Raw genomic sequence first — 20,855 nt, 5'->3', positions numbered from 1 at the left:
CCGGCTGGACCGATAATCCGCATGACAGGAGGAGCAGATGGCACGCAATCCGGAAAGATCTGACAAAGAGCATGATGACATCGATCCCCGCCAGGTGTTGGCGGCGCTTCACGAGATTTCGGAAGCGCTGAAAGCGACAAACGAACGGCTGGCGACGATCGTCGAGCTGATGTCACCTGCGACGCCGGGCTCGCTGCAGGGCCGCGACGCTGCGGCAGCCTTCGCCCCGGCTCTCGAAGCCGCGGCGGCTGGAGCCGAGGACGAGCCGGTGCTGCGTACCCTGGCGCAGGGCACGGGGCTGACGGCCGCAATGGAAAGGCTGATCGGCTATCGCAACCAGCACTTCCCGGCCAGCCGCCCGCGCTACTGGGGCATCATCAACTTCCACCTGCATTCGGCCAGGAACAGGCTCTTCGTTTTCGACGCTGCCGGCCAGCGGGTCACCGGATATCTGTGCGCCCACGGCAAGGGCTCGGAAGGCGCGGAGGACGACGGGATGGCCGACGTGTTCTCCAACGTGGACGGCTCCAACGCCTCGTCGCTCGGCATATACCGCTGCGCCGAGACGTACCAGGGCGACCACGGCTATTCGATGCGGCTGGATGGTCTGGAACCCACCAATAGCAATGCACGCCACCGCGCCATTGTGGTGCATGGAGCCAACTACGTGTCGAAGCAGATGATCGAGAACACTGGCCGCATCGGCCGTAGCAAGGGCTGCCCGGCGGTTGAGAACGTGCATGTGGCCAAAGTCGTCGACTCGCTGAAGTACGGATCGCTGCTGCTGGCGTGGAAATCGTAAGGCACGCGCCGGTCGGAGCCGTTCGCGCCGGCATCCCTCACGCCGCCATGTCGTCCTGGCGATGGGCGACATGGCGGAAGGCTTCTGCTGCCGTCCGTGCGGATCCCCGCATGCTCGTGTGTGCTCCTCGTCCGGCTCATGAGTGCAAGGCAGTCGTCCTTTCTGTCCATGCTCGTTCGTTCGTATGCCGGGTACAGGGTCGTCTACGCGGTCGATGCAAAGATCGCCGCATGAATTTCGCAGGTGAGATCTTCCTATGTTCGTTGCGCAATCTACTTAACGAGGCAGTTGCTTCCCGCCTCGCGGAATGATCCCAGCCACGTCCCGGCAGGGACGGCTCGATGCGTCCTGTAAGAACGCTGTTGGTGGAATGGCAAGAAATCGTCGCAGGCGAGCGTCTGCAGGATCAGGCAGCGGCGGGCGTTCCTCCGCGCGGATCGAACAGCTCGCCCGTCCGGAGCATCGTATGCATGATCACTGCCAGCTTGCGCGCCAGGGCCACGGCCGCTCGCTTGAAGCCGAGCCGTTCTTTCAGCTCCAACGCCAGGTTCGCAGGGTGCTGGTATCCGTCGACCGGTTTAGGATGACCGCGGCGGCCTCGTATAGCAGTCCGCGCAACTGATTGTCGCCACGGCGCGAGATATGGCCGTCTTGATCGACCTCGCCGGACTGGTAGCGCCTCGGGGTCAGGCCCACCCATGCGCCCACGGCGCGCGAGTTCCTGAAATTCGCCGGATCTTCCACGGCTGCGGCAAAAGCGGTGGCTGTGACGGTGCCTACACCGGGCACTGACATGAGCAGACGGCAGTGCTGGTCCTCACGCGCCATCGCGGCCAACTGCTCGCTCAGCTCTGCTGTTTGATATCGGATGTCACTCCACACCTGAAGCATTGGCACAACGATGCGCGCCAGCTTTTCTTCGCCCTGCAGAAGGTCGCGAACGTCGCGCTCAAACACGCTGCCGGCGCACTTGGGCACGACGAGGCCAAACGTCTTCATCAACCCACCGATTTGGTTTGATATCTGCAAACGCATCTTAAGAAGCTGCGCTGCGCGGTAATCAGCGTGCGGATCAGCATGCTGTCGAAACCTTCGACCCGAACCTCTCGGCCGACCTCGGCCAGATGTGCCAAGCCATCGGCATCGTTCGCATCGGTCTTGTTCGCGGCCATGTCAAGCGCAGCCTTGGCGTGCCGCGCGTCGATGCAGATCACCGGCAGCCCCTCTGCCGTCAGCACATGGTAGAACAAAGGCAAGGCCTTCCAACGGGATTCATCATCCTTTGTTGCATCGCTTGCTGGGTGGGCAGGGCCTTCAGGATACAGTTTCTGTAGGTAAGGTCATCAGCGCAATCGCGTGTCGCAGCATAGTCGGTTGTGGCGCTCCTTCCTCCGAAATCCTTACGCCCGCTTAATGAGGGTCTCCGTGCTCAGGACGAGTTGACGGGCATATATTGCCGATGCCTCAAGCATCGCCTTCCTGGTTACGCCGAAAAGGAAGTAGAGCAGGTGGAGGGCCGACAGACCGCCGAGCAACACGAGCTTGCCGGTGCTTAGGGAGGCAAATCCCGGATGGTAGTAGACAATTGCCGCGGCCGCGCCTAGGGACAGGAAATTTAGAAGGATTCCAATCGGTTTTAGACCTAAGAGGTTGCGGTAGTAGCCGTAGCTGATCAGCTCATTAAAAAGCAGCTTGAATGTTTCAGTGTCACGGGTGTTCTCGCGCAACCACCCATAGGCTTGGCCGTAGAATTCCCACGCGGTTTCCGGATCCCTTTGCTCATCCTCTGCAGCCGGGGCCGGCAACCCAAGCTGGCCGGCAAGGTATGCCCGGTAACGTGTCCGCTGGCTCGCCGGGAATGTCGGATCTAGGTGCGTCAGTTCGGTATTCCGCGGCCGCCCGCCTGTGGCGGCGAAGATCTGACGTTCCTTGGCCGTTCCAAATCGGCGAGCGAGGTTTGCAGCAGCAAAGAACAGCACCATGACCGCCACCGTGGCGACGGCCTCCGGCAAACCCGGATCGACCCAGCTTGCGCAGAGCAGGCAGAGGATGATCGCCGGCGCAACCGTCAGAATGGCGGGAAAGAGCCGGGCTTTCAGGGAATAGGTGTCGAGGAAGTCCATGGCTAGGCTCAATTCGTGCCGGTGATGGCGAGGAGCCGCTTAGGTGTGCAGATCAGCAGCACGGCCGGCGGCGGTCGTTCCTCCGCGAGGGATTTCGCGGTCTTCCAGTCGAGGGGGGATGCGTCTTGGTCAGCGAGATGGCTGTGCCACGTTCCGACATCGAAAAGGCTGCCGCCGCTGTCCCGGAATCGCTGGCCGACCATCTTCTTCAGGCCCTTGGTGCCGAGCATGAATAGGCTGGCACTGCGCGTGCTGTCCTCGGGCGCGGGCAGGATGTCGACGACCGTAATCGCGCGAAGACGCGAATTGCAGGTGCCGATCAGCAGGCCGCCGGTTTCGACGGCGGGGTACGCCGCGATTTCATCGCAGATCCGGCGGACGACATTATCGCAAATGTCGAGGGTCCAGTCGCCGCCCTCGACCTTCACGCGGTGGAAGGCGGGGATCTGCATCCGGCGCCAGCTGGTTGTCAGTCCGGTGCGGTCCCTGACGCCGATCGCGACCTGCCCCCCACCGCCTGCTCCAGACGTTACCATGCGGGTGAGTTCCTCGGTCGCCATGGCGGTCATGGCGGAAAGCTGCGCATCGGTCATGGGCATGGTCAGCGAACCGCATCCCTCACCGATCTGCACCTGGGTGAGCCCTGTCGCCGGATCAAAGAGCAACTGCCGTTCCCTCTTGGAAACGGTGGCGTAAAGGCTCGCCTCGAGCTGCGACAGGGAAGGCCTGCCGGCATCGCCCTCCGCGAACACGAAGGCGCCGTCGCCGCGGCCGAACAGGGTGACCTCGACCACCCTGGCCTTGATCCTGCCGCCCGCGCATCCGGACAGGGCTTCGCGGACCAGGCGTGAGGCCGTGGTGTTGACAACCAACCCGGTCTGCTCGGGAACGACGCGGCACAGGTCGGCGGGCTTGGCCAGCGAGGCAATGACATCGCCAATGTGGGATGCCGGCCGCTCGCCCAGATTGCCGAGCTCGGCCGCCAGTTCCGGTGCCTTGAAGTACGGCAACGAATCGCGTGCGAGCGCATGGCGCGCCATGTTATGGGGTTTCAACATCGCATTGTCTGTTACGGCGAGGATCCGCGCGCCCGTTCGCGCTAGGTGCAACGCGAGCTTGGACCCCACGCTACCGCAGCCGACAATGCTGGTGTCGGGGATCTCGGGAGCGCCGGTGATGTGGCGAAACAGGGCAGCGGAGGGCATGTCGACCTGCCGCGCCGGGAATACGGGATCGCCCTTGTTCAGGACCGGGGGCGGGTTAACCGCTTTTGGGCGATGGAACCTGAACCAGTAGGCCAGGAACTCGATGTCGGACGCCCGTCCCATGAGGTGGAACGGCCGGCGGACGCAAAGGATCACCGCGACCGGCAGTGGTGACGATATCCACATGTTCTCGAAGCGTCTTTCCAGATCCGTCAGCAACTGGCGGAACTGGTCTCCGATGCCGTAGGCGTCCGCCCGCGCCTCCAACTGCCCGAGCGTGGTGACGTCGTCGGCGAGGATGTCCTGGCTGATGGATTTGTGGCTGGACCAGAGCACGACGGTGACGGTCTTGCCGACCTTGTCCGGGCCATCGAACTCGAACGGGAACGGAGTTTTGTCGCCAATCTTCGGCGCAAGCTCGGTTCCGACCCACACACCCAGCGAATCCCCGCGGTCGACCTGGAAGAGCCACCGTATGAAGTTTGAGCGAAGCCAGACGCTGCCGGCATCTTTGCCGATCCGCTTGGCGAGGAGATACTCGCGGTCGACCACGACTTCATGCAGCACGATGTCGCGGTTGACCGGTTCCCAGCCATGCTTGGCATTGGCAAGGCTGCCGATCGCGGCTCGCTTGAACCAGACGCACATCTGCTCGACGATCGCCATGATGCCTGCATCCACGAGGTCGTGCTGGGCAAAGAATTCATCCGGAGAGCCGTCGACCAGGCACGGCACCGGAAGGGACTTTCCGTCGCCCGGGGCGAGGTGGGGCATGGCCGCCGGGAAGTCAGCCCGCAGTCGGAATGAAGGGCAACGGCGCGGGTAGTCGCCGCGCAGCACGACGTCGACGCGTTCAACTGCCCGCACGCCCGTATCGCTTTGCCCGGCCAATCTGGCCGCGTTGGGCAGCTCGATGGCGAGCTCGAGCGTCAGGGCCGCCTGGGCATCATCAACGCCGGCGAGGCCGGCGCTGACGACGTAGGGATAGCCTGATACGACACGCAGGAAGTGGTCTGCGTGTCGCTGCATGTCAGCCTTGGCCATAGCCGTGCTACCTGCGGCCCCGCGACCCGTGGCCCCGGGCCACCGTGGGGATCGCCGAAATGCCGATCGCTGCGGCAACCTTCTTGGCGGCCACTCGGTGGCTGAAGGAAGGGCCGGCGTGGGTGATCGAGAACTCGACCGGGCGGGAGTTCTTTTCCCAGTATTCCTCGGTACAATGGAACCGGTCGGATGCCGTGATCGAGACGTACTCGCGCTTAGCACGCTCGTGCGGCGGATTCGGCTCTTCCTTCTTGATCGGGTTGCAACTGGCGACGATGTGAGCACCCTTGCGGGTCTGCGACAGGGCATTGCGGGCATCCGGCGAGACCTTCACGTCCTCGCCCATTTCCGACCAGCGATCATGGCTCAGCGTCCGCCACGAACAGTGGTGCGGGGTTTCCATGACGTCGTAGCTGAACCAGTCCGGATTGATGTCCTTGTGGCGTCGCCACAGGCGGTCCCAGATCTCGACGCTAGCATCGCCGCCGGTCAGGAAGCGGCAGGCGTCGTCCGTGCCGTCGGCCATGATCGAGAACCGCAGGATCACCGAGGAGTTGTTCTTCGACAGTAGCTCGATCAGTTCTTCGGCGTCTTCCTGGTTCGGGTCGATGTAGATCGGGGCCAGCAAGCGCGCCTCGAACTGGCCGTCCTCGTTGCGGTTGGCGGCGGTGATCAACTCATCCTGCAGGATGACGATCTCCATGATCTCGTCGGTGTTGCCGTCACGATCCTTGCCGATGATCAGGATCCGGTCGCCGTCACCGGTGCCGTCAAGTCCCTTTTCGCGGAAAAGAGCGACGCGCCGCCGCGCTTCCTTCGCCCATGCCTTGGCGTCGTCGCCCAGCTTGTGCTGGGAGCTCGCGCGGCGGAACACGATCGGCGATGACCACATTTCCCGGATCAGGATGCGGTCGTCGTCCTCGTCTTCCGGGTACTCGTCCGGCGGCCCGAGATGGAAGTGGTTGCGAAGGCCGCTGACATGGTCGACGTCTGGATGCGAGATGAGGAGGGCGTCGACATAGGGGCGTCCCTCGTCATCGCGCGGCAGCCGGTCCTTCAGGTCCTGTGCAACATCGTGGACATCCTCGTCCTCACCATCCGCCGACGCGCGGATGTTGACGTCGATGAGGATGTTCTGGCCGTTGTCGAGGGCAATAAGTGCCATGTCCCCGTTGCCCACGGGGTAAAACGTAAGATTCGCCGACATTTGACGCGGTCCTGTGCTTGCCTGTCCGGTCGTCTTGGGAGGACTCGACCGGAGCGGGCTCATGGAGCCCAGGCTTGTCACTGGGGCCTTGGAGCACTAGGACCGTACTTGTTGAAGGTCTCGGGCTAGCGGTGAGCTGCGAGCGACAGCGTCTGGGCAATACCGCAGCTCGAAACAAACGAAGGCAGTCGGCGCAATATGCCGGCTGCCTTTTTTAGTGGCATGGCTCGAGTTTGATGTAAATACGGAGATGGCGTGCGTGCACTGTGTCAACAAGAAAATGGTCTACATTGCTGACATATTGTCACAGACTCAATCCATCACATTGGGACGTTCCTGCAGTTGCACAAGGGCTGGCTGTCGGCGGTCAGGACTTTTTCGAGCCAACCCAGACCGTCGGTCCAAGTTAACCTTGATCTGGTCTTCGACCTGACAAGCACGATGCGGCCGCGAAGCGGCTTGTTCGGTCGGCAGAGATACGTCGGCCTCACGATGGTGTAGCACCGAAACCCGACAGTCCGCTGCGGGCCACTGCTGCCATTCTGGAGCATAGCTCCGACCGTTCGCTAATGAGGTTAGCTAAAGTCGACTGTATGGCGTCACGGGTCCATGCGGAACGATACGGGAAGATTTCTGATTTTGGCCCACGAAAAACTCAACAAAACCAACGATTTTAATACACCCTCCGGGCCCACCATTCAGTCCGCCGGATTTCCGGGTTTTTCGCCCGTCTCAGAATAGCTACGACATGTCCGTGGGTTAGCGCCGAGTAGTGGCCAACACTTGGCTGGGGCTCCGCAGTGAGCGTCCAAAACACCTGACTTTTGGCCCGCCCGTCTCTGTCGGGCGAATTCCGTAGCCAAGTGTTTGGCAAAGCGATGGTTGGCTGATCAGCCAGATGCACGCCGGATTGGTGTCAGAAGCCGAGGAGTGCAGTCTGGCTGGTCCAGGCGTGTGGCAGGTCAGAGACCCGCGAGAGTCTGTGCGCCGTCAGTTGGACAGGCTGATCACCGGCAACGATGCTGGCCGTTACTTTCGGAGCGAGGAACGCGAAGGGAAGAAGTCGGCTCACCTCAGACGTGTCGGTGCCGTTGAGCATGGCAACGTCGGTGAGGCTGCGGTTGGCTCCGTCCGTAAGTTGCTCCAGGTAGAGGCGGGCTCGACGCACAAGGTCGATCAAGGCGCCATCTGGTTCTCGGCTGATGTTGGACCCGTCTGTAAGCACGATCCGCGTCTCGACACCGCGCCGCTTCATACCGATTGGACATTCGATCGAAGTTACTTGGGCGCTATCGTTGGGAGGCAGAGTACGGTCGAGAAGCAATTCCGATAGCGAGCGGCGATCGAGTTCGATCGTCAACGATCCGGGCTTGAGGGTGATTCTCCGAACGATCTTTCGAAGCATAAATCGCTTCGCTTCCGCAGTGTCTGATGCCCAGCACAACCGCATCACTTCTGCCCGCCGCATCGCCGACTGAATTTCGCCACCGTCGGCCCATTGCTGAATCCAACCAGACAGTTGGGCCTGATCACTGAGAATTCGATTCAGGCGATGCTCAACAACTGATTCAAGTGCGGGCGCTGGAAGACGCCAAGGGGGTTCATTCCTCCGGCGACCTCATACCCGTTCAGAAAATGGGCAAAGCGGCCCGACTGATCCCAGTCGAATGGTGCGGGCATCGCCGAGAAGTCACCCTTCAGGGCCTGCCGTTCCCATTTGAGAAGCCTCGTCATTCGGCGGCCTCCGCCAGCACGCTGAGCCGCGGCCGGATCAACGAGACAAATCGATTTGCGGCATCGCAGAGCCAGTCGAGTTGCTGTTCGTCGCCGGCAAGGTCCGACCGTGGCCTGAACATGCCGAGTTCAGCATGGAAGGGTGCGGCGGATTTCAATCGGGTGACCAGGTCAAGGCCACTTTCGCTGCGCAATTCTGCAATGTCGTTGTGGAACCCATCAAAAAGGTTCTGACCGTCCTCGCCGTGAAAGGTCAGGAACAGGCCGACCTCGGCTCTGGTGCCGGCTGAGCGAAAGCCAGTTATCCAGCCAAGCGGCTCGGGCAGCGGAATCCTGACCCAATTGTCGCCGCCGTGGCGTGGCGGCAGCTGGTCGGCATGGTCGAACTGAACCTGGTCTATGAAGCGCTGCCAGAATGCGCGATTGACGCCTCGCCGGTTGGCTCGCTCTGGATCGACAACACTTTCCATAGTTTCGTCAGAAGCGGCACTGACAATTTCTGGAGCCTCCAGCTGGAGCGGCATGCCGCCGCCGTCGACCAAAACCCTTTGCTGGAGAACTTCGGTGCGTAGCGGCACGGAAGGCAATACAACCAGGTTTCCGGAGGCCGCCTGCCAAAGCTGGATCTCAAGCAATGTCAGCTGCGCCAGGCCGGCGCCTTGCGAATTTAGATGCTCGGCAATCGCGCGTATCCGAGCGGATGCCATCTCCGGCGATAATGAGCTGAAAGTCACCGAGCTTCAGTGACCGCGTCACGGCATCGACGAAAGGGGCCTCTTTAAGCTCAGGCCATTTTGCCTTCGCCAGGTCAAAGATCCGATTTTGTCCAGCAATGGCCAACTTGCGTTTCAGCCCCGCGGTCAGATCGCCAAAGCTCCAGCGGCGCAGTAGGGCGGCATATTCGACGACTTGTGCCAATACCTCGCGGCGTGCCTGCGGATTGCGCCAAAGCTTGCACTCAATAATCGGCCGGTCCTTGCCACGCCCAGAATATCCGCGAACACTGTCCCGCCAGCGCGGGGAATGGCCAGCTCCCGGCACAGGGGGACGACATCGCCCCCACCGCCATCAAGGCGATCGGCCACGATCAAGGCGGGATGCCGAAACAGCAAGTCTTGCAGCCAATGCTCGTCATAAGCATGCTGCGACAGAGCATTCCAACCTGGCGCTTGGCCTGAGGCAGGCGATGGGTTTCGTATTAGAGATCGGCGGGCCAATGGTTCGGTAACCGTCGAATTGAGGTCTGAAAATAATAAAGCACACATTTTGAAGATCTCCATCTAATCATATCGTCATGAAGACGGAAGTCATCATTGACGAATTCCGAAATTTAGTTTCGAAAAACTTCGATAGGTCATGACAATTTGTTAGAGTTACTTGTGCTCGTTGTGTTTGACAGTCAACTCGAATTGTTGGTGTCAATTTCTTCCGGCGAGCGAATTGGCTGTTAAGAGCTGTTTCGAAAGTCGCTCCGGCGAGTCATACGGTGGTGGTTTCGAGAGCCGGAGCGCAGCGGACATTTGGGTCCGTTAGCACCGGAAGCGCAGAAAACGCCATCAGATGGTCGTCGGAGCAGAATTTCCAAACAGGCTCTTAGCCAAGCACACTGCGTCCAAGGAGCCGCGCGCCAAGCAGCATTGGCCCCGTCATGCCGCCCAGCCGCAGGCCGGCCGTGAAGGTGGTGATCTTCCAATGGCCGTGAGGAACGGCCGCCCGGCATCGTTCGCCGCTCAGGCTGCGTCCAGCATCCGCGCCATCTTTGTGGATGCCGCGGTCTCATCGATGAAGATCAGCCTGTCGGGGTCGAAAGAGGCAACCTGCAGCCTAGTGCTCGACCATTTCTGCACAGGCTTCAGGGGGCACCCAGCTTACATGTGCGTCAATGTAAGAGCCCAACGCCAACTTCCGAGAGATGGCTGATGATGGGCGTGGCGAGGAATAGTATGTTCTTCAAAGGGTTTCGCTTGTGGTGTATTGTCTACTGGAACTTTGCGGACAACCACAGGAATCCCGATCAAAGCGGATGGGCTTGGGGTCCGAAAGTGTCTCGCATTTTGTCAGTCACTCAAGCCGGGACGGCCCCGCGGGCCGTCGAGGTGCGCGATTGGTTGGTCGCCAACGGCTGGGACGATGTGTTCCTCGATCTCGACCCGGTGCGCGGACTGGCCCCGGGTGAGCGGTGGCAGAACGCCTTGAGGGCGGCGGCCGACCGCTGGGAGGCGGTGGTGTTTCTAATTTCGCTAGATTGGCTGAACTCGCGCTGGTGCCTGTCGGAATATCTGCTTGCCAAGCAACTCGGCAAGCGATTGTTTCCGGTAATCATAGATGACGTCGAGATCTCCGGCGGACATGGCGGCCGACCACCAGGCCGTTGACTTAGTGCTCGATGTGCAAGGCTGGGAACGGCTCAAGCAGGGCCTCAACGTCTTGATGCCAAAAGCTTCAGCTTTCCGCCCGGCCGACGGCCATATCCGGGATTCGAACCTCTGACCGAGGAAGACGCTGCCATCTTCTTCGGCCGCGACACTCAGGTTCTTCGCGCTCTGGACCGGCTGCGGCTGATGCGCGATGCCGGCGCCGAGCGGGCGCTCGTGGTTCTGGGCGCTTCAGGAGCCGGCAAGTCGTCGTTCCTGGAAGCGGGGTTGTGGCCGCGCCTACGCCGGATGACATTCGCTTCGATCAGCAAGTTGTCGAGCAGGATCGGCCGGGACCTCGCAGTTTTCTTCTCCAATCGCCGCGCCGCGGTGGCCAGCCACGAATACGCGTTTTGCGTCGAGCCGATAAGTGTAGTCCATAACCGGTGGCCCACTCTAGACGCTACTGTCCATGTGCCAGGTCTCTCGCTCCAGACGTTTCAGATCGGCGGCCACCATTTCCGCCACCAGGTCGCTGAACGTCGTCTTAGGCGACCAGCCGAGCTTTGAGCGGGCTTTCGCCGGATTTCCCATCAGGAGATCGACGTCCGTCGGACGGAAATGGCGTGGGTCGACTCGGACGAGGATCTCTCCTGTCTTGCGATCCCGGCCGATCTCGTCCACCCCCTTACCTTCCCAGACGATGACGCGGCCGACTGCCCGAAAGGCACGTTCCACGAACTCGCGCACCGAATGGATTTCGCCCGTGGCGAGGACGAAGTCGTCAGGCTCGGCGTGCAGGAGAATCCGCCACATGCCCTCCACATAGTCGCGAGCATGCCCCCAGTCGCGTTTCGCGTCCAGATTTCCAAGATAGAGGGTGGACTGAAAGCCTCGCTCGATACCTGCAACCGCACGTGTGATCTTGCGGGTCACAAACGTCTCGCCGCGCGTGGGGCCTTCATGATTAAACAGTATGCCATTGGAAGCGAACATTCCGTACGCTTCACGGTAAGTGATCGTGATCCAATAGGCATAGAGTTTGGCCGCCGCATAGGGAGAGCGCGGGTAGAACGGCGTCTTCTCCGTCTGGGGCACCTCCTGGACTTTGCCGAACAGCTCGGAGGTTGACGCTTGATAAAAGCGCACCCGCTCTTCCATCTTCAGGATGCGTATGGCTTCAAGCAGCCTGAGTGTGCCAAGGGCATCGGCGTTGCCGGTATATTCCGGCGTCTCGAAGCTTACCTGGACATGGCTTTGAGCCGCAAGATTGTAGATTTCGGTAGGGCGCGTCTGCTGAATGATACGAATGAGATTGGTCGCATCGGTCAGGTCGGCGTAGTGGAGAAAGAAGCGTGCGTCCGGTTCGTGCGGATCGACGTAGATGTCGTCGATGCGTTCGGTATTGAAGGAGGACGATCTGCGTTTCAGTCCGTGGACAGTATAGCCTTTCTCCAGCAGCAGTCTGGCAAGGTAGGCACCGTCCTGACCGGTCACACCAGTTATGAGCGCAATGCGATCTGTCATCGTGTCCCATCCAATCGTTGAGGGCTGTGGTGGCGCCGTCGACCTACGGTCCGCCCCCGCGCTCCTCAAATGAAAGGCGAAAGCGCTTTGTTCGACCAGAGTGTCATTGTGGGAGGCACGCCACCAAACGGAGGTAATCCCACCGCTCAATGCCCGTCACAGCTACTTCCCGTGCGTCCCTTTCTGCTTGGCTAGCCTCGTCGGACGTAGCCGCCCGCCGCGAGCCGTCAGTTCACAAGCGCTTGCGCCACCGCTTCTCCGCGAGCTGCTTGCCGCCCATGCTGCCGTCGGCAATGCCGAACATGTGGGTCGTCTGACCAGTGCGGCGCGGGCCATGCCGGCTGAGAAACGTTCGCGTCCAGCCTGCATCTCGGGTCACCTGGCAAGCGTGGCGTCGGGGCGCTTGTTGCCGACGATCCCCGCCACCGGCGGCGGCTTGTCGAAAATTCTCGTAAGGCTTGTTATCGCGTCAGCAAAAATGACAATTCGTGGCCCGCAGGAGAAACATGGAACAGGGTGTACCCCTGGCCCTTTATCGCTTCTACTGTTCGGTAGGTTTGCTCCACCGGAGTGCGGTGCCACCAGTGGTGAAACTCGACGAGAATCTGTCTCGGTAAGACATCAGATCCAAGCACCTGTGGAAGGACGTCGTGCTCTGCCCCCTCAACGTCGAGTTTCAGCACATCGATAGTTGCCAGTCCGAGCATATCCAGGATAGTAGAGTAACGCCTCACGTTGCAGATAATGCTCTTGCCTGTAACCATCTTCGTGGAAAAATTGCCGCGTGTATCATCTTCGGACACAGCAAACGTCTGCTCCCCGTCGAAATTAGATATTCCAAAGGGGTAGATCCGCACAGTGGGGGGTAATTCCTGAGCGGCAATCCAGTCAAGACTGGCCGGAGTCGGATCAAACCCAAAGACCTTTGCGCCGAATACTTTGCTGATTTCCTGATCAAATGAGATGTCATCCCCTAAGCCAAAGGAAAGAACAATAGGGGAGGGAGTACCTAGAAGAGGTTCGACCGCAACCACCCAACCTCCATATACGGAACCGAGTTTTTGTGTAGGAACAGAGCATTCGGGCCGGAGAAGATGATCGAAGCCTAAGGCCGCTCTTACAACGCGCTTACAATACCGGAGCCAATCTGGATTGTACATCAATAGTGCCTTTGGCTTATTCGTAGTAGCTGTTCCGCTTGACTGCGCCGTCCTCACCATGTCCAAAATGGACAAGAGCGCCAGATGGGTTCAGTCTGGCCTAACGCGGAGGGGCTATCGCCCTGTGAATTTTACATCAATTCCCTCCCGCGACCAGAGTGTCATTGTGGCCGGCACTCCAGCAAAAGGAGGTAATCCCCATCGCTCGGCGTTCGTAACAGATGCTGCGGGAGCGTCGCCTTGGGCTCGCCAACGTCTTCGCCCTACTGCATAGGAAGCCGCCCCGCTGCGAGCGTCGGCTCACGAGTCCCTACGCCGATGCCCCTGTCCGAGGGCTGCGTGCCGGCTACTTGCGGAGCCGAAGAAGTGGTGATCCTGTTCGTTGCGGAGCTGAACGCAGGGGAGGGCGGGCCTTCGCGGTTCGAACGAAATTGACCCTGGGCTTCGCCGAGCGGAGCGATCGGGCTTTTTGAACAGCGGCCGCGCGACGTAGTGGGTACTCGAAATGGCAGAGATAATAGGGCCAGTGGAAGCCGTATGGGGAGCCTTATCCAGCTGCCGGATGCATATTTTTGATCCGTTGCATTGTGTAATTCGCCGCTGTTGCGAACCCTTCAGCATGATTGTTGTTGCTTGGCCAAGATGACATTTCCTGGCCGGCTTCACACCAGTTCCTATTGGAGAAGCCCTTTGGCAAGTTCGCGCAAGTCCTGAAACGCAATAACAAGGTATGAGACCAGAAAGCTGCACAGATAGAAGCTTGATGCGGCGCCGCGCTCCCACCGGAGAAACAAGGCGCCGAGTTCAAGGCTCGGGCGCGTTTGTGCTAGCCATGCCAGGGTCGCGGCCAAGGCGAGGCTACCCAGAGCATTGGTCGGGTAATGCAGCCCCAAGTAGACTCGCGCAAGCTCTATCACCAAGGTGCAGGCCAGGGCGAGGAGTCCGAGTTCGAAGCGAACGAGAAGAATGGCGATCGCTAAACCCGCGAACAGAACCGCTCGCTCACTGGGGAACCCGGGGCTGCCGGCGAACGGCGCTGAGCGCAGAACGGCAGCGTCGCCCAGAACCTCCGGGATATGAAGCCCAAGTGCGGCGTCAAAAATCGGCTTTGGCGTCGTCGGCAGAGTGCCCTGCAGGAAATGCGCGACGAGCGCCGCGAGGACAGCTGCGCAGACGCCGCTCACCAGCCTTGCCCTCGATTCCGGCCTGTCATGGGCGAACCAGCAATACCAAAGCAAGGACACAGCTATAGCGCCCTCGGTTGTTGGGTAGACGGCACCGAAAGCGAGCCGGCTGGCGAAGGGCTGATTGCTCGCTACGGTGTTGATGGCCTTTACGAGGGGCCTGTCGATCCAATCCGGGTTAAGGGCCAGGAAAGTCGTACCCACAAAGAGGAGGCAAAGCGCGGCGGCATGCTTCAGGTAATGGAAGTCGGATAGCGTTCGCGCCATCGGTTCGGCCATCTCGAACCTCCTCGGGCTCGGTCTGCGGAACATCCCGCTAACTAAGCGGTTGTAGAACCTCGCGCTGCGGTGACGCGGCAGAGCTGCCGAAGAAGACAAGATCCTGCGCCCGGCGCAGCGCGTCGCACAGCCGCCCTATCGGAAGCTCGATGTCGTCATAGCCGAGCACCTCGTCGCGCTTGACGTCGCGCAGCAGTCGGCAGCCCTCGGCGAGCCCGATCGGCACAAGCCGCTCGGCGTGCACCGTCGGCGCGTTCTCGCAGAGGCCATAGGTCATGTAATATCCGAGGCCGTCGAGGATCTCTCCGGCACTAAGGTCCCGCTTGGCGGCGGCCACCACGTCAACGGTCGGCGCGCCCAGGGGCGCAATCGCAGCATCGCGGAAGATCGCGGCCCTCGCCACCGTGAAGGGCACCTCGAAATGACACAGATGATAAGGCCAATAGAAACAGTAGAGCGGCCCGGGGCCCATCTTGTAGAGTGACAGATAGTGTTTCTCGACGGCATTTTCTGTGGTGCCAAGAACGAAGACGCCGGGGTTGGGCATGGCGCCGACACAATAATCAACTACCCCCGGCCCCTCGAGGAGCTGATTGAGTGGATACCAGCCGACCGCCTCCTGGATCGGGGTCCCGGGCTCGACCACAGGCCCGTACATGCCGCGCTTGGCCACCAGCATGCCTGTGGCGTTGGCGACGATGGCGTTCTCGAATGAGATCTTCGTGCCGTCCGCGAAGGAGGTGACCATCGGGGCCTTCATCCCCCACTTCTTGGCAAATCCCTCCTGGGTCGTCGGATTTCGGTAGGGATCGTGCAGGCCCTTGATGTTCCCGCAAAGCACGGGACGTATACCCAGGCCCCTGACCCAACGGTAGAGGTTCATGATGACGCCCGGCTGATCCCCCTCCACATTGGTGAGGATCACGCCTGCCCGGTCGGCATACACTTTCAGGATTGGGCCGATCGTGCCGTCGAGTTCGGCATTCATCAGGGCGACATGCTTGCCGTGCCGGATCGCGCGCATTGTGACGTGGGCAGCGAACTCGATCGTGCCTGTCGCCTCGACGACGATGTCGATGCCTTCGGCCTCGCAAATGTGCATCGGGTCCGCCGTGATCGCGCGGCGGCCGCGGGCCACGAGATCCTCAAGCGCTTTGGTGCTGGTCGCCTCCGTCACATCGTCCGCGCCTGCAGCGGCATAGGTCTCTCGCGCCTTTTCCACGTGTCTGTTGGAAATGGCTACGAGTTTCATGCCCGGAACATGTCGCAGCATCTGCATCGCGATGCCTCGGGCCATGAAACCGGCCCCCACCATACCCACGCGAATTGGACGCCCCTCAGCCTGGAGCAACTCCAACTCCCTGTCGACGATGAACATTTGCGTCTCCTCTGTAGCGCTCCCGCAAGTTCGTCGGCGAGAAAGGTCATTCGGCGTAGTCCGGCCAAGTTCGGTCCTTATCTGAGATCACCGCCGGCTCATCCACTGGCCACTTCACGGCGAAAGCAGAATCGTTCCAACGAACACCGCGTTCGGCTGCCGGTGCATAGAATTCGGAGACGAGATACGTGGCCTCGGTGTGGTTCTCAATGGTGAGAAAGGCGTTCGCGCAGCCCTTCGGTATCACCAGCATCCGTTGGTTCGCCGCGGAGAGTTCCACAGTGAAGTGCTTCTTATAGGTGGGCGACTCGGGCCGCAGGTCGATCAGCACGTCGTACAGGCTGCCCCGGATACAGCGAAGCATCTTGTCCTCGCCATGGGGAGCCAGCTGGTAGTGGAAGCCGCGCAGTGTATGCTTGTGCCTGTTGTATGAAATATTCATCTGCACGACATGATCCGGAAGCCCCTGCTCGGCAAATTCCCGCGAACACCAGCCGCGTGCGAAAAAGCCCCGCTCGTCTTCGAACTTCTGCAGTTCCACCAGGGTGGCGCCGGGAATATCGGTCTTTGTGAAAAGCATCGTAGATCCATTGATCAAATGAGTGTAACGTCGGGTCGCATCTCCGACGCTCTCCTGATGGTTGCTCGCGCCGGCGATCCGCTTGTGCGATCGGGGACGGCATTAGACTTGCGCCGGATGCAAGAGCCGCGAGCCGTGGACTTCATAGCCGATAGGCACATAGGCTAGGTGTGAAAGTGCGCGTCTTACGCTTTCTCGGCGTTCCGGCTTGACCGCGAACATAAGGAACCCGCCGCCGCCGGCGCCGCACAGCTTGCCGCCTTCCGCACCTGCGTCCCTGGCGAGGTCGTAGTGGCCATTGATCGCCGCGTTACTCACGCGGGACGCCAAACTCCGCTTCATCTCCCACCCTGCGTGAAGGACGGCACCGAAGCGTTCTATGTCGATGACGGGCTCCGAAAAGATCTCCTGAAGCATGAAGGCATCGTCCCGCATCCGCCTGAGCGTATCGAGATTGCTTGACGTGTTCGCCTTCTGCTCTGCCAGCACGGAACTGGCCGGTCGCTGATGCGATGTCCAGAACATCATCAGGTTGCTGAAGAGATGTTCGACGGCGCCATTGCGCACCCGCTGCGGCTCGACCGTTACCGCGCCGCCAGGCTGGAAGCGGAACAGGTTCATGCCCCCGAACGCGGCGGCATACTGGTCCTGCTTGCCAATCGGCTCCTTGAGGATGTGCATCTCGATGTGACATGCCTCTTCGGCGAGTTGGCCAGGGGTGACACGTTCTCCCCGGAATGCATGCAGGGCGTTGAGCAGTCCCACCGTGAACGAGCTCGACCCCCCCATGCCCGTCGAGGCCGGCATGTCTCCGACCGTCGAGATGTAAATCGGCGGTTCGATCTCCAGGAAACGCAGGCATTCGCGGGCGATGTTGTTCTTGATCTCCCCAATGGTGTTTACCTGCTCTGTCTGTGAATAGTTCAAGCGGATAGGTTCATTAAAGATCTCGCTGTGACGCTTGACGGTGACATAGATGTATTTGTCCACTGCCGCGCTGAAGACCGCGCCGCAATCGAGATTGTAGAAATCGGGCAGGTCGGTACCGCCGCCAGCAAAACTGACGCGCAAAGGAGTGCGCGTCAGGACGAGAGACGGTAGACGCTGTGCAGCGCGGTCGATGATGGTCGGAAGGTCCAGTCCTGAGCGGCGCCCCACGGCTTTGGTGTCGTCTAGCTGTTCCATATTTTGCCCTCACGAAAATCAACGGAATGAAAATTAGGCAACACGCGGCTGTGCGGTTCGCCAGCGCAGCTGATCATCGAGCATCCCCGCCTTGAGCAAATGATCGAGCCAGCGCAGCCGCGTGAAGCGCTTGTCGGTAAAGTCTTCAAATCTAAGTGCGATCGAGCGGAACGCCTCGTAAAGCTCCTGCGCTCCCTTTCGCGCCGTCGACTGAAACTCGAAATCCGGGAAAGTCCGTGAGAACTTGCCGAAGTCCGCCTTGTAGGTCCTTTGGTCCGCGCCTGGCTTCGGTGTCATTGTGAGCTGAGCGCCGGGGACGGCCTCAACGGCGATCTCTGCTATCTCGCGCACCTGAAGATTGAGGCTTTCAACACCCATGTTGAACGCCTCATTGTGGATGTCCTGTAGCGGCGCCTCCAGCATCAATTTGAAATAACGCGCGACATCCTGGACATGAACCACGGGCCGCCATGGCGTGCCATCGCTATGGACTTCGACACGTCCAGTTGTGAAGGCGCTGCCCATGAAATTGTTCAGCACGGTGTCGAAGCGCATTCGCGGCGAGAGACCATAGACGGTGCCGTTGCGGCAATAGACGGGCGAGAACCGGTCGTCCGCCAGCGCGCGCAGCGCTTCTTCGGCAACAGCCTTCGATCTTGCGTACTCTGTTTGCGGCGCCAGCGGGGCGGTTTCGTCGACGACGGCGGCTTTCGACATGCCATACATGATGCAGGAGGAGGAAAATAGGAATCGCCGGATGCCGGCCGCTTTGGCCATCGTGGCCAGACGAACTGTCCCTTGCGCATTGATCTGCCTCGTCCAATCCGCGTTGAGATTTCCGATCGGGTCGTTCGAGAGTGCCGCCAGATGGATCACTGCGTCAAAGCCCTGGAGATCCGGGGGTTCGATGGCGCGCAGATCCTTTGTGATCTCGGGGACACTGGTATTGTCGGCTCCCAGGGTGCACGCATGAAAATATCCCATGTCCAGCCCGACCACCTCATAGCCCGCCGTCTGCAACACGGGCACCATGACAGAACCGAGATATCCATTGTGTCCGGTGACGAGAACGCGTGTTGGTTCATTCATGTCTGCCCTGCTCCGCTTTCGAAAGGAGTTGACGGGTGAGGTCCAGAAGCGAGCATTGCTCGCTTACTTGCGCATATAGGCAGTCCGCGGCTTCGGCCGCTTGACGGTCACGATCGTCATCGCCGACAAAGAGTGTGCGTGTGAGGTCGAGATCAAAGTCGCGCTGTGCCTGATACAGCATGCCGGGTTTGGGCTTGCGGCAGTCGCAGCCGTCGTCCCAGCCGTGTGGGCAGTGGTAGATCTCCGCGATCTTGCCGCCGACGGCTTCGGACTCGGCGCACATGCGCTGGTGAATCGCCTCGAGATCAGCGGCGGTCATCGCTCCGCGCGCTATCCCTGCCTGGTTCGAGATGACGACTATGCGGTAGCCGGCCTCGTTCAGAAGGGCCAACGCCTGCTTTGCACCCGGAACCCACTCCCATTGGTCCCATGAACACACATATTGAGCCCGTGGCGGTCTACAGTTGAGTACGCCGTCCCTATCTACGAGCATGGTTTTTTCGCGCCTCATAAAGCGCTCCGTTGCGGGTAGACGCTCGATCGAGCCCACGCTGTAATAGCGGTGCTCGCTCACGAAGCCGGCGAGGCGATGCTGCGTCGCGAGCGGCGTGTAGATGGCCTCCTCGAAGAGGGTGTCCTCGTCGGGCAGGAGTTCGAGGGCGAGATCGGTCAGTATGGCATAGCTGATCTCGACTCCCTGCAGCCCGGGCGTGGTGCGGAGCCGGTCGAAGACGGTAACATTGTCGTCCGCATCAAGGATCACGCTGCCGCGTGAATAGCCGTCCTTGTTGCTGTAGACCGTGATCATTCCAGGCTTGCCGGCCGCACAGAAGCGTTGCCACAGCCGCTCCATGCGCATCGGCCAGTAATTGTCACAATACAGCAGCAGGAAGCAGGGATCTATGAGGTGACGGGCATTTGATACCCGGCTGCTGGTGAGGTCGTCGGGACGGGTGACGGCATATTCGATACTGAGGCCGAACCTGCTGCCGTCGCCGAAGTGGTCCATCACCACATGGGGCAAATACCCGAGTAGAAGAAGAACCCTTTCGAACCCCTCCTGCCGCAGCTGTTCGATCTGGTATTCCAAAAAAGGGCGGCCGAGCACCGGCACCATTGGTTTCGGGCGGTCGAGTGTGATCGGCCGCATGCGCGTGCCACGCCCGCCGGCCACGATGACCGCCTGGCGCGGCCGGCTGTAGGTGCGGCCCTCGACATCTGCCTTTTGCAGGCAGGGCGAGCTCGGCAGGACAATATTCATTGACCGCGCTCCGGTCGGTCGGCGACGAGGTATCGCGTGATGGCATGACAGATCGCTGCGTGGGCGTCCTCGACGAGTTCGTAGGTGCCTTTTTCAGACCGCACCCATACTGGCTGATCGACGAGCTCTTTAAGCGTGCCGCCGTCAAAACCGACAATGCCGATCGTGGCTACCTTCCTTTCGCGAGCGAGTTCGACTGCCCGCACGAGATTAAGCGAGTTCCCGCTGGCTGAAATCACTATGAGCACGTCACCCGGCTTGGCGAAGTTCTCCATCTGGCCGGCAAAGATACGCTCGTAGCCTTCGTCATTGCCGAGCGCCGTCATCCAGGAGACGTTGTCTGTCAGGCCCATGACCCGGATTGGCTGCCTTCCCGAGCGCTTCGTGGCCTTACCGAGGTCATTGACCCAGTGGGAGGCGGTCGCTGCGCTGCCGCCGTTGCCGGCGACGAAGACTGTGCCGCCCGCATCGCGTACGGCGCGCAGCATCTGTATCGCCTCCTGCACGGCATCCGTATCGATCTGCGCCAATGCGATGCACAGCGATGCCAGATAATCCTGCGTGAATTCCTTAGGCTGCAACCAGAGGGCATCATCCGCGAACATTTGCAACATCCCACCACTCCCTGATCGATCGCGAGCTCTGTCACCTCGATTGCTGCAATAGGTGAGCCATCATCACAGCGTGCGAGCACTTCGAGTTCAATTGCTATTCCGAACGGGAAGCTGGTGGGCGGCGCCCAT

The 20,855-nt window shown here is 60.5% G+C and carries 19 protein-coding genes and 2 pseudogenes; 3 read left to right on the top strand and 18 right to left on the bottom strand.

Annotated features, from left to right (window positions below):
- Window positions 1-37 precede the first annotated feature (37 nt).
- Complete coding sequence (locus AC0L3H_RS19245; RefSeq protein ID WP_473586517.1) at window positions 38-802, top strand: murein L,D-transpeptidase catalytic domain family protein; 765 nt, start codon at window positions 38-40, stop codon at window positions 800-802.
- 406 nt (window positions 803-1,208) lie between these two features.
- On the opposite strand, the pseudogene AC0L3H_RS19240 reads toward AC0L3H_RS19245, so the two are convergent.
- The 9 genes and pseudogenes from AC0L3H_RS19240 to AC0L3H_RS19200 form a co-directional block, all read right to left on the bottom strand.
- Window positions 1,209-2,049: pseudogene (locus AC0L3H_RS19240) on the bottom strand (IS110 family RNA-guided transposase); the annotation flags it as partial.
- A gap of 153 nt (window positions 2,050-2,202) precedes the next feature.
- The gene (locus AC0L3H_RS19235) at window positions 2,203-2,925 is read right to left on the bottom strand and encodes a hypothetical protein (protein ID WP_473586516.1); all 723 of its coding nucleotides are present in this window, start codon (window positions 2,923-2,925) and stop codon (window positions 2,203-2,205) included.
- 8 nt (window positions 2,926-2,933) lie between these two features.
- Complete coding sequence (locus AC0L3H_RS19230) at window positions 2,934-5,174, bottom strand: hypothetical protein (protein ID WP_473586515.1); 2,241 nt, start codon at window positions 5,172-5,174, stop codon at window positions 2,934-2,936.
- A gap of 7 nt (window positions 5,175-5,181) precedes the next feature.
- Complete coding sequence (locus AC0L3H_RS19225) at window positions 5,182-6,381, bottom strand: MBL fold metallo-hydrolase (protein WP_473586528.1); 1,200 nt, start codon at window positions 6,379-6,381, stop codon at window positions 5,182-5,184.
- A 916-nt stretch (window positions 6,382-7,297) separates the two neighbouring features.
- Window positions 7,298-7,786: a hypothetical protein gene (locus AC0L3H_RS19220; protein ID WP_473586514.1), complete on the bottom strand. Its 489-nt coding sequence runs from the start codon at window positions 7,784-7,786 to the stop codon at window positions 7,298-7,300.
- Between the two features lie 140 nt (window positions 7,787-7,926).
- Window positions 7,927-8,115, bottom strand: a complete 189-nt coding sequence (locus tag AC0L3H_RS19215; RefSeq protein WP_473586513.1) for a hypothetical protein — start codon at window positions 8,113-8,115, stop codon at window positions 7,927-7,929.
- Window positions 8,112-8,639, bottom strand: coding sequence for a hypothetical protein (locus tag AC0L3H_RS19210; protein WP_473586512.1), 528 nt, complete (start codon window positions 8,637-8,639; stop codon window positions 8,112-8,114). The genes AC0L3H_RS19215 and AC0L3H_RS19210 overlap by 4 nt, the downstream gene beginning before the upstream one ends.
- Window positions 8,640-8,742: 103 nt before the next feature.
- On the bottom strand, window positions 8,743-9,033 hold the full coding sequence (locus tag AC0L3H_RS19205) for a hypothetical protein (RefSeq protein WP_473586511.1): 291 nt from the start codon (window positions 9,031-9,033) through the stop codon (window positions 8,743-8,745).
- A gap of 693 nt (window positions 9,034-9,726) precedes the next feature.
- Window positions 9,727-9,920: pseudogene (locus AC0L3H_RS19200) on the bottom strand (IS630 family transposase); the annotation flags it as partial.
- Window positions 9,921-10,034: 114 nt separating this feature from the next.
- Between AC0L3H_RS19200 and AC0L3H_RS19195 the strand changes: the two are divergent.
- Together AC0L3H_RS19195 and AC0L3H_RS19190 are read left to right on the top strand one after the other, a co-directional pair.
- The gene (locus AC0L3H_RS19195) at window positions 10,035-10,490 is read left to right on the top strand and encodes a toll/interleukin-1 receptor domain-containing protein (RefSeq protein ID WP_473586510.1); all 456 of its coding nucleotides are present in this window, start codon (window positions 10,035-10,037) and stop codon (window positions 10,488-10,490) included.
- Between the two features lie 21 nt (window positions 10,491-10,511).
- Window positions 10,512-11,039, top strand: a complete 528-nt coding sequence (locus AC0L3H_RS19190; protein ID WP_473586527.1) for an nSTAND1 domain-containing NTPase — start codon at window positions 10,512-10,514, stop codon at window positions 11,037-11,039.
- On the opposite strand, the gene gmd is transcribed toward AC0L3H_RS19190, so the two are convergent.
- The 9 genes from gmd to AC0L3H_RS19145 all read right to left on the bottom strand — a co-directional run bounded on the left by gmd (window position 10,926) and on the right by AC0L3H_RS19145 (window position 20,717).
- Window positions 10,926-11,996 (bottom strand): GDP-mannose 4,6-dehydratase, encoded by a 1,071-nt coding sequence (gene gmd, locus AC0L3H_RS19185; protein WP_473586509.1) that lies wholly within the window; start codon window positions 11,994-11,996, stop codon window positions 10,926-10,928. The two genes, AC0L3H_RS19190 and gmd, sit on opposite strands and share 114 nt — an antisense overlap.
- A 461-nt stretch (window positions 11,997-12,457) precedes the next feature.
- The gene (locus AC0L3H_RS19180; RefSeq protein WP_473586508.1) at window positions 12,458-13,030 is read right to left on the bottom strand and encodes an FkbM family methyltransferase; all 573 of its coding nucleotides are present in this window, start codon (window positions 13,028-13,030) and stop codon (window positions 12,458-12,460) included.
- A gap of 800 nt (window positions 13,031-13,830) precedes the next feature.
- Window positions 13,831-14,619, bottom strand: coding sequence for a hypothetical protein (locus tag AC0L3H_RS19175; RefSeq protein ID WP_473586507.1), 789 nt, complete (start codon window positions 14,617-14,619; stop codon window positions 13,831-13,833).
- 37 nt (window positions 14,620-14,656) lie between these two features.
- Window positions 14,657-15,997, bottom strand: a complete 1,341-nt coding sequence (locus AC0L3H_RS19170) for an NAD(P)H-dependent oxidoreductase (protein WP_473586506.1) — start codon at window positions 15,995-15,997, stop codon at window positions 14,657-14,659.
- Between the two features lie 46 nt (window positions 15,998-16,043).
- Window positions 16,044-16,577, bottom strand: a complete 534-nt coding sequence (rfbC, locus tag AC0L3H_RS19165; RefSeq protein WP_473586505.1) for a dTDP-4-dehydrorhamnose 3,5-epimerase — start codon at window positions 16,575-16,577, stop codon at window positions 16,044-16,046.
- A 102-nt stretch (window positions 16,578-16,679) separates the two neighbouring features.
- On the bottom strand, window positions 16,680-17,762 hold the full coding sequence (locus AC0L3H_RS19160; protein ID WP_287120579.1) for a GHMP family kinase ATP-binding protein: 1,083 nt from the start codon (window positions 17,760-17,762) through the stop codon (window positions 16,680-16,682).
- Between the two features lie 33 nt (window positions 17,763-17,795).
- Window positions 17,796-18,851, bottom strand: coding sequence for an NAD-dependent epimerase/dehydratase family protein (locus AC0L3H_RS19155; protein WP_473586504.1), 1,056 nt, complete (start codon window positions 18,849-18,851; stop codon window positions 17,796-17,798).
- The gene (locus tag AC0L3H_RS19150) at window positions 18,844-20,112 is read right to left on the bottom strand and encodes an HAD-IIIA family hydrolase (protein ID WP_473586503.1); all 1,269 of its coding nucleotides are present in this window, start codon (window positions 20,110-20,112) and stop codon (window positions 18,844-18,846) included. The genes AC0L3H_RS19155 and AC0L3H_RS19150 overlap by 8 nt, the downstream gene beginning before the upstream one ends.
- A complete protein-coding gene (locus AC0L3H_RS19145) occupies window positions 20,109-20,717 on the bottom strand; it encodes an SIS domain-containing protein (RefSeq protein ID WP_165848545.1) in 609 nt (202 codons plus the stop codon). Before AC0L3H_RS19145 ends, AC0L3H_RS19150 begins: the two co-directional genes overlap by 4 nt.
- Window positions 20,718-20,855 lie beyond the last annotated feature (138 nt).

Source organism: Mesorhizobium sp. WSM4816, from assembly GCF_055811535.1.
The sequence above is the reverse complement of the archived record's forward strand: the minus strand, read 5'-3'. Positions and strand labels throughout refer to the sequence as shown.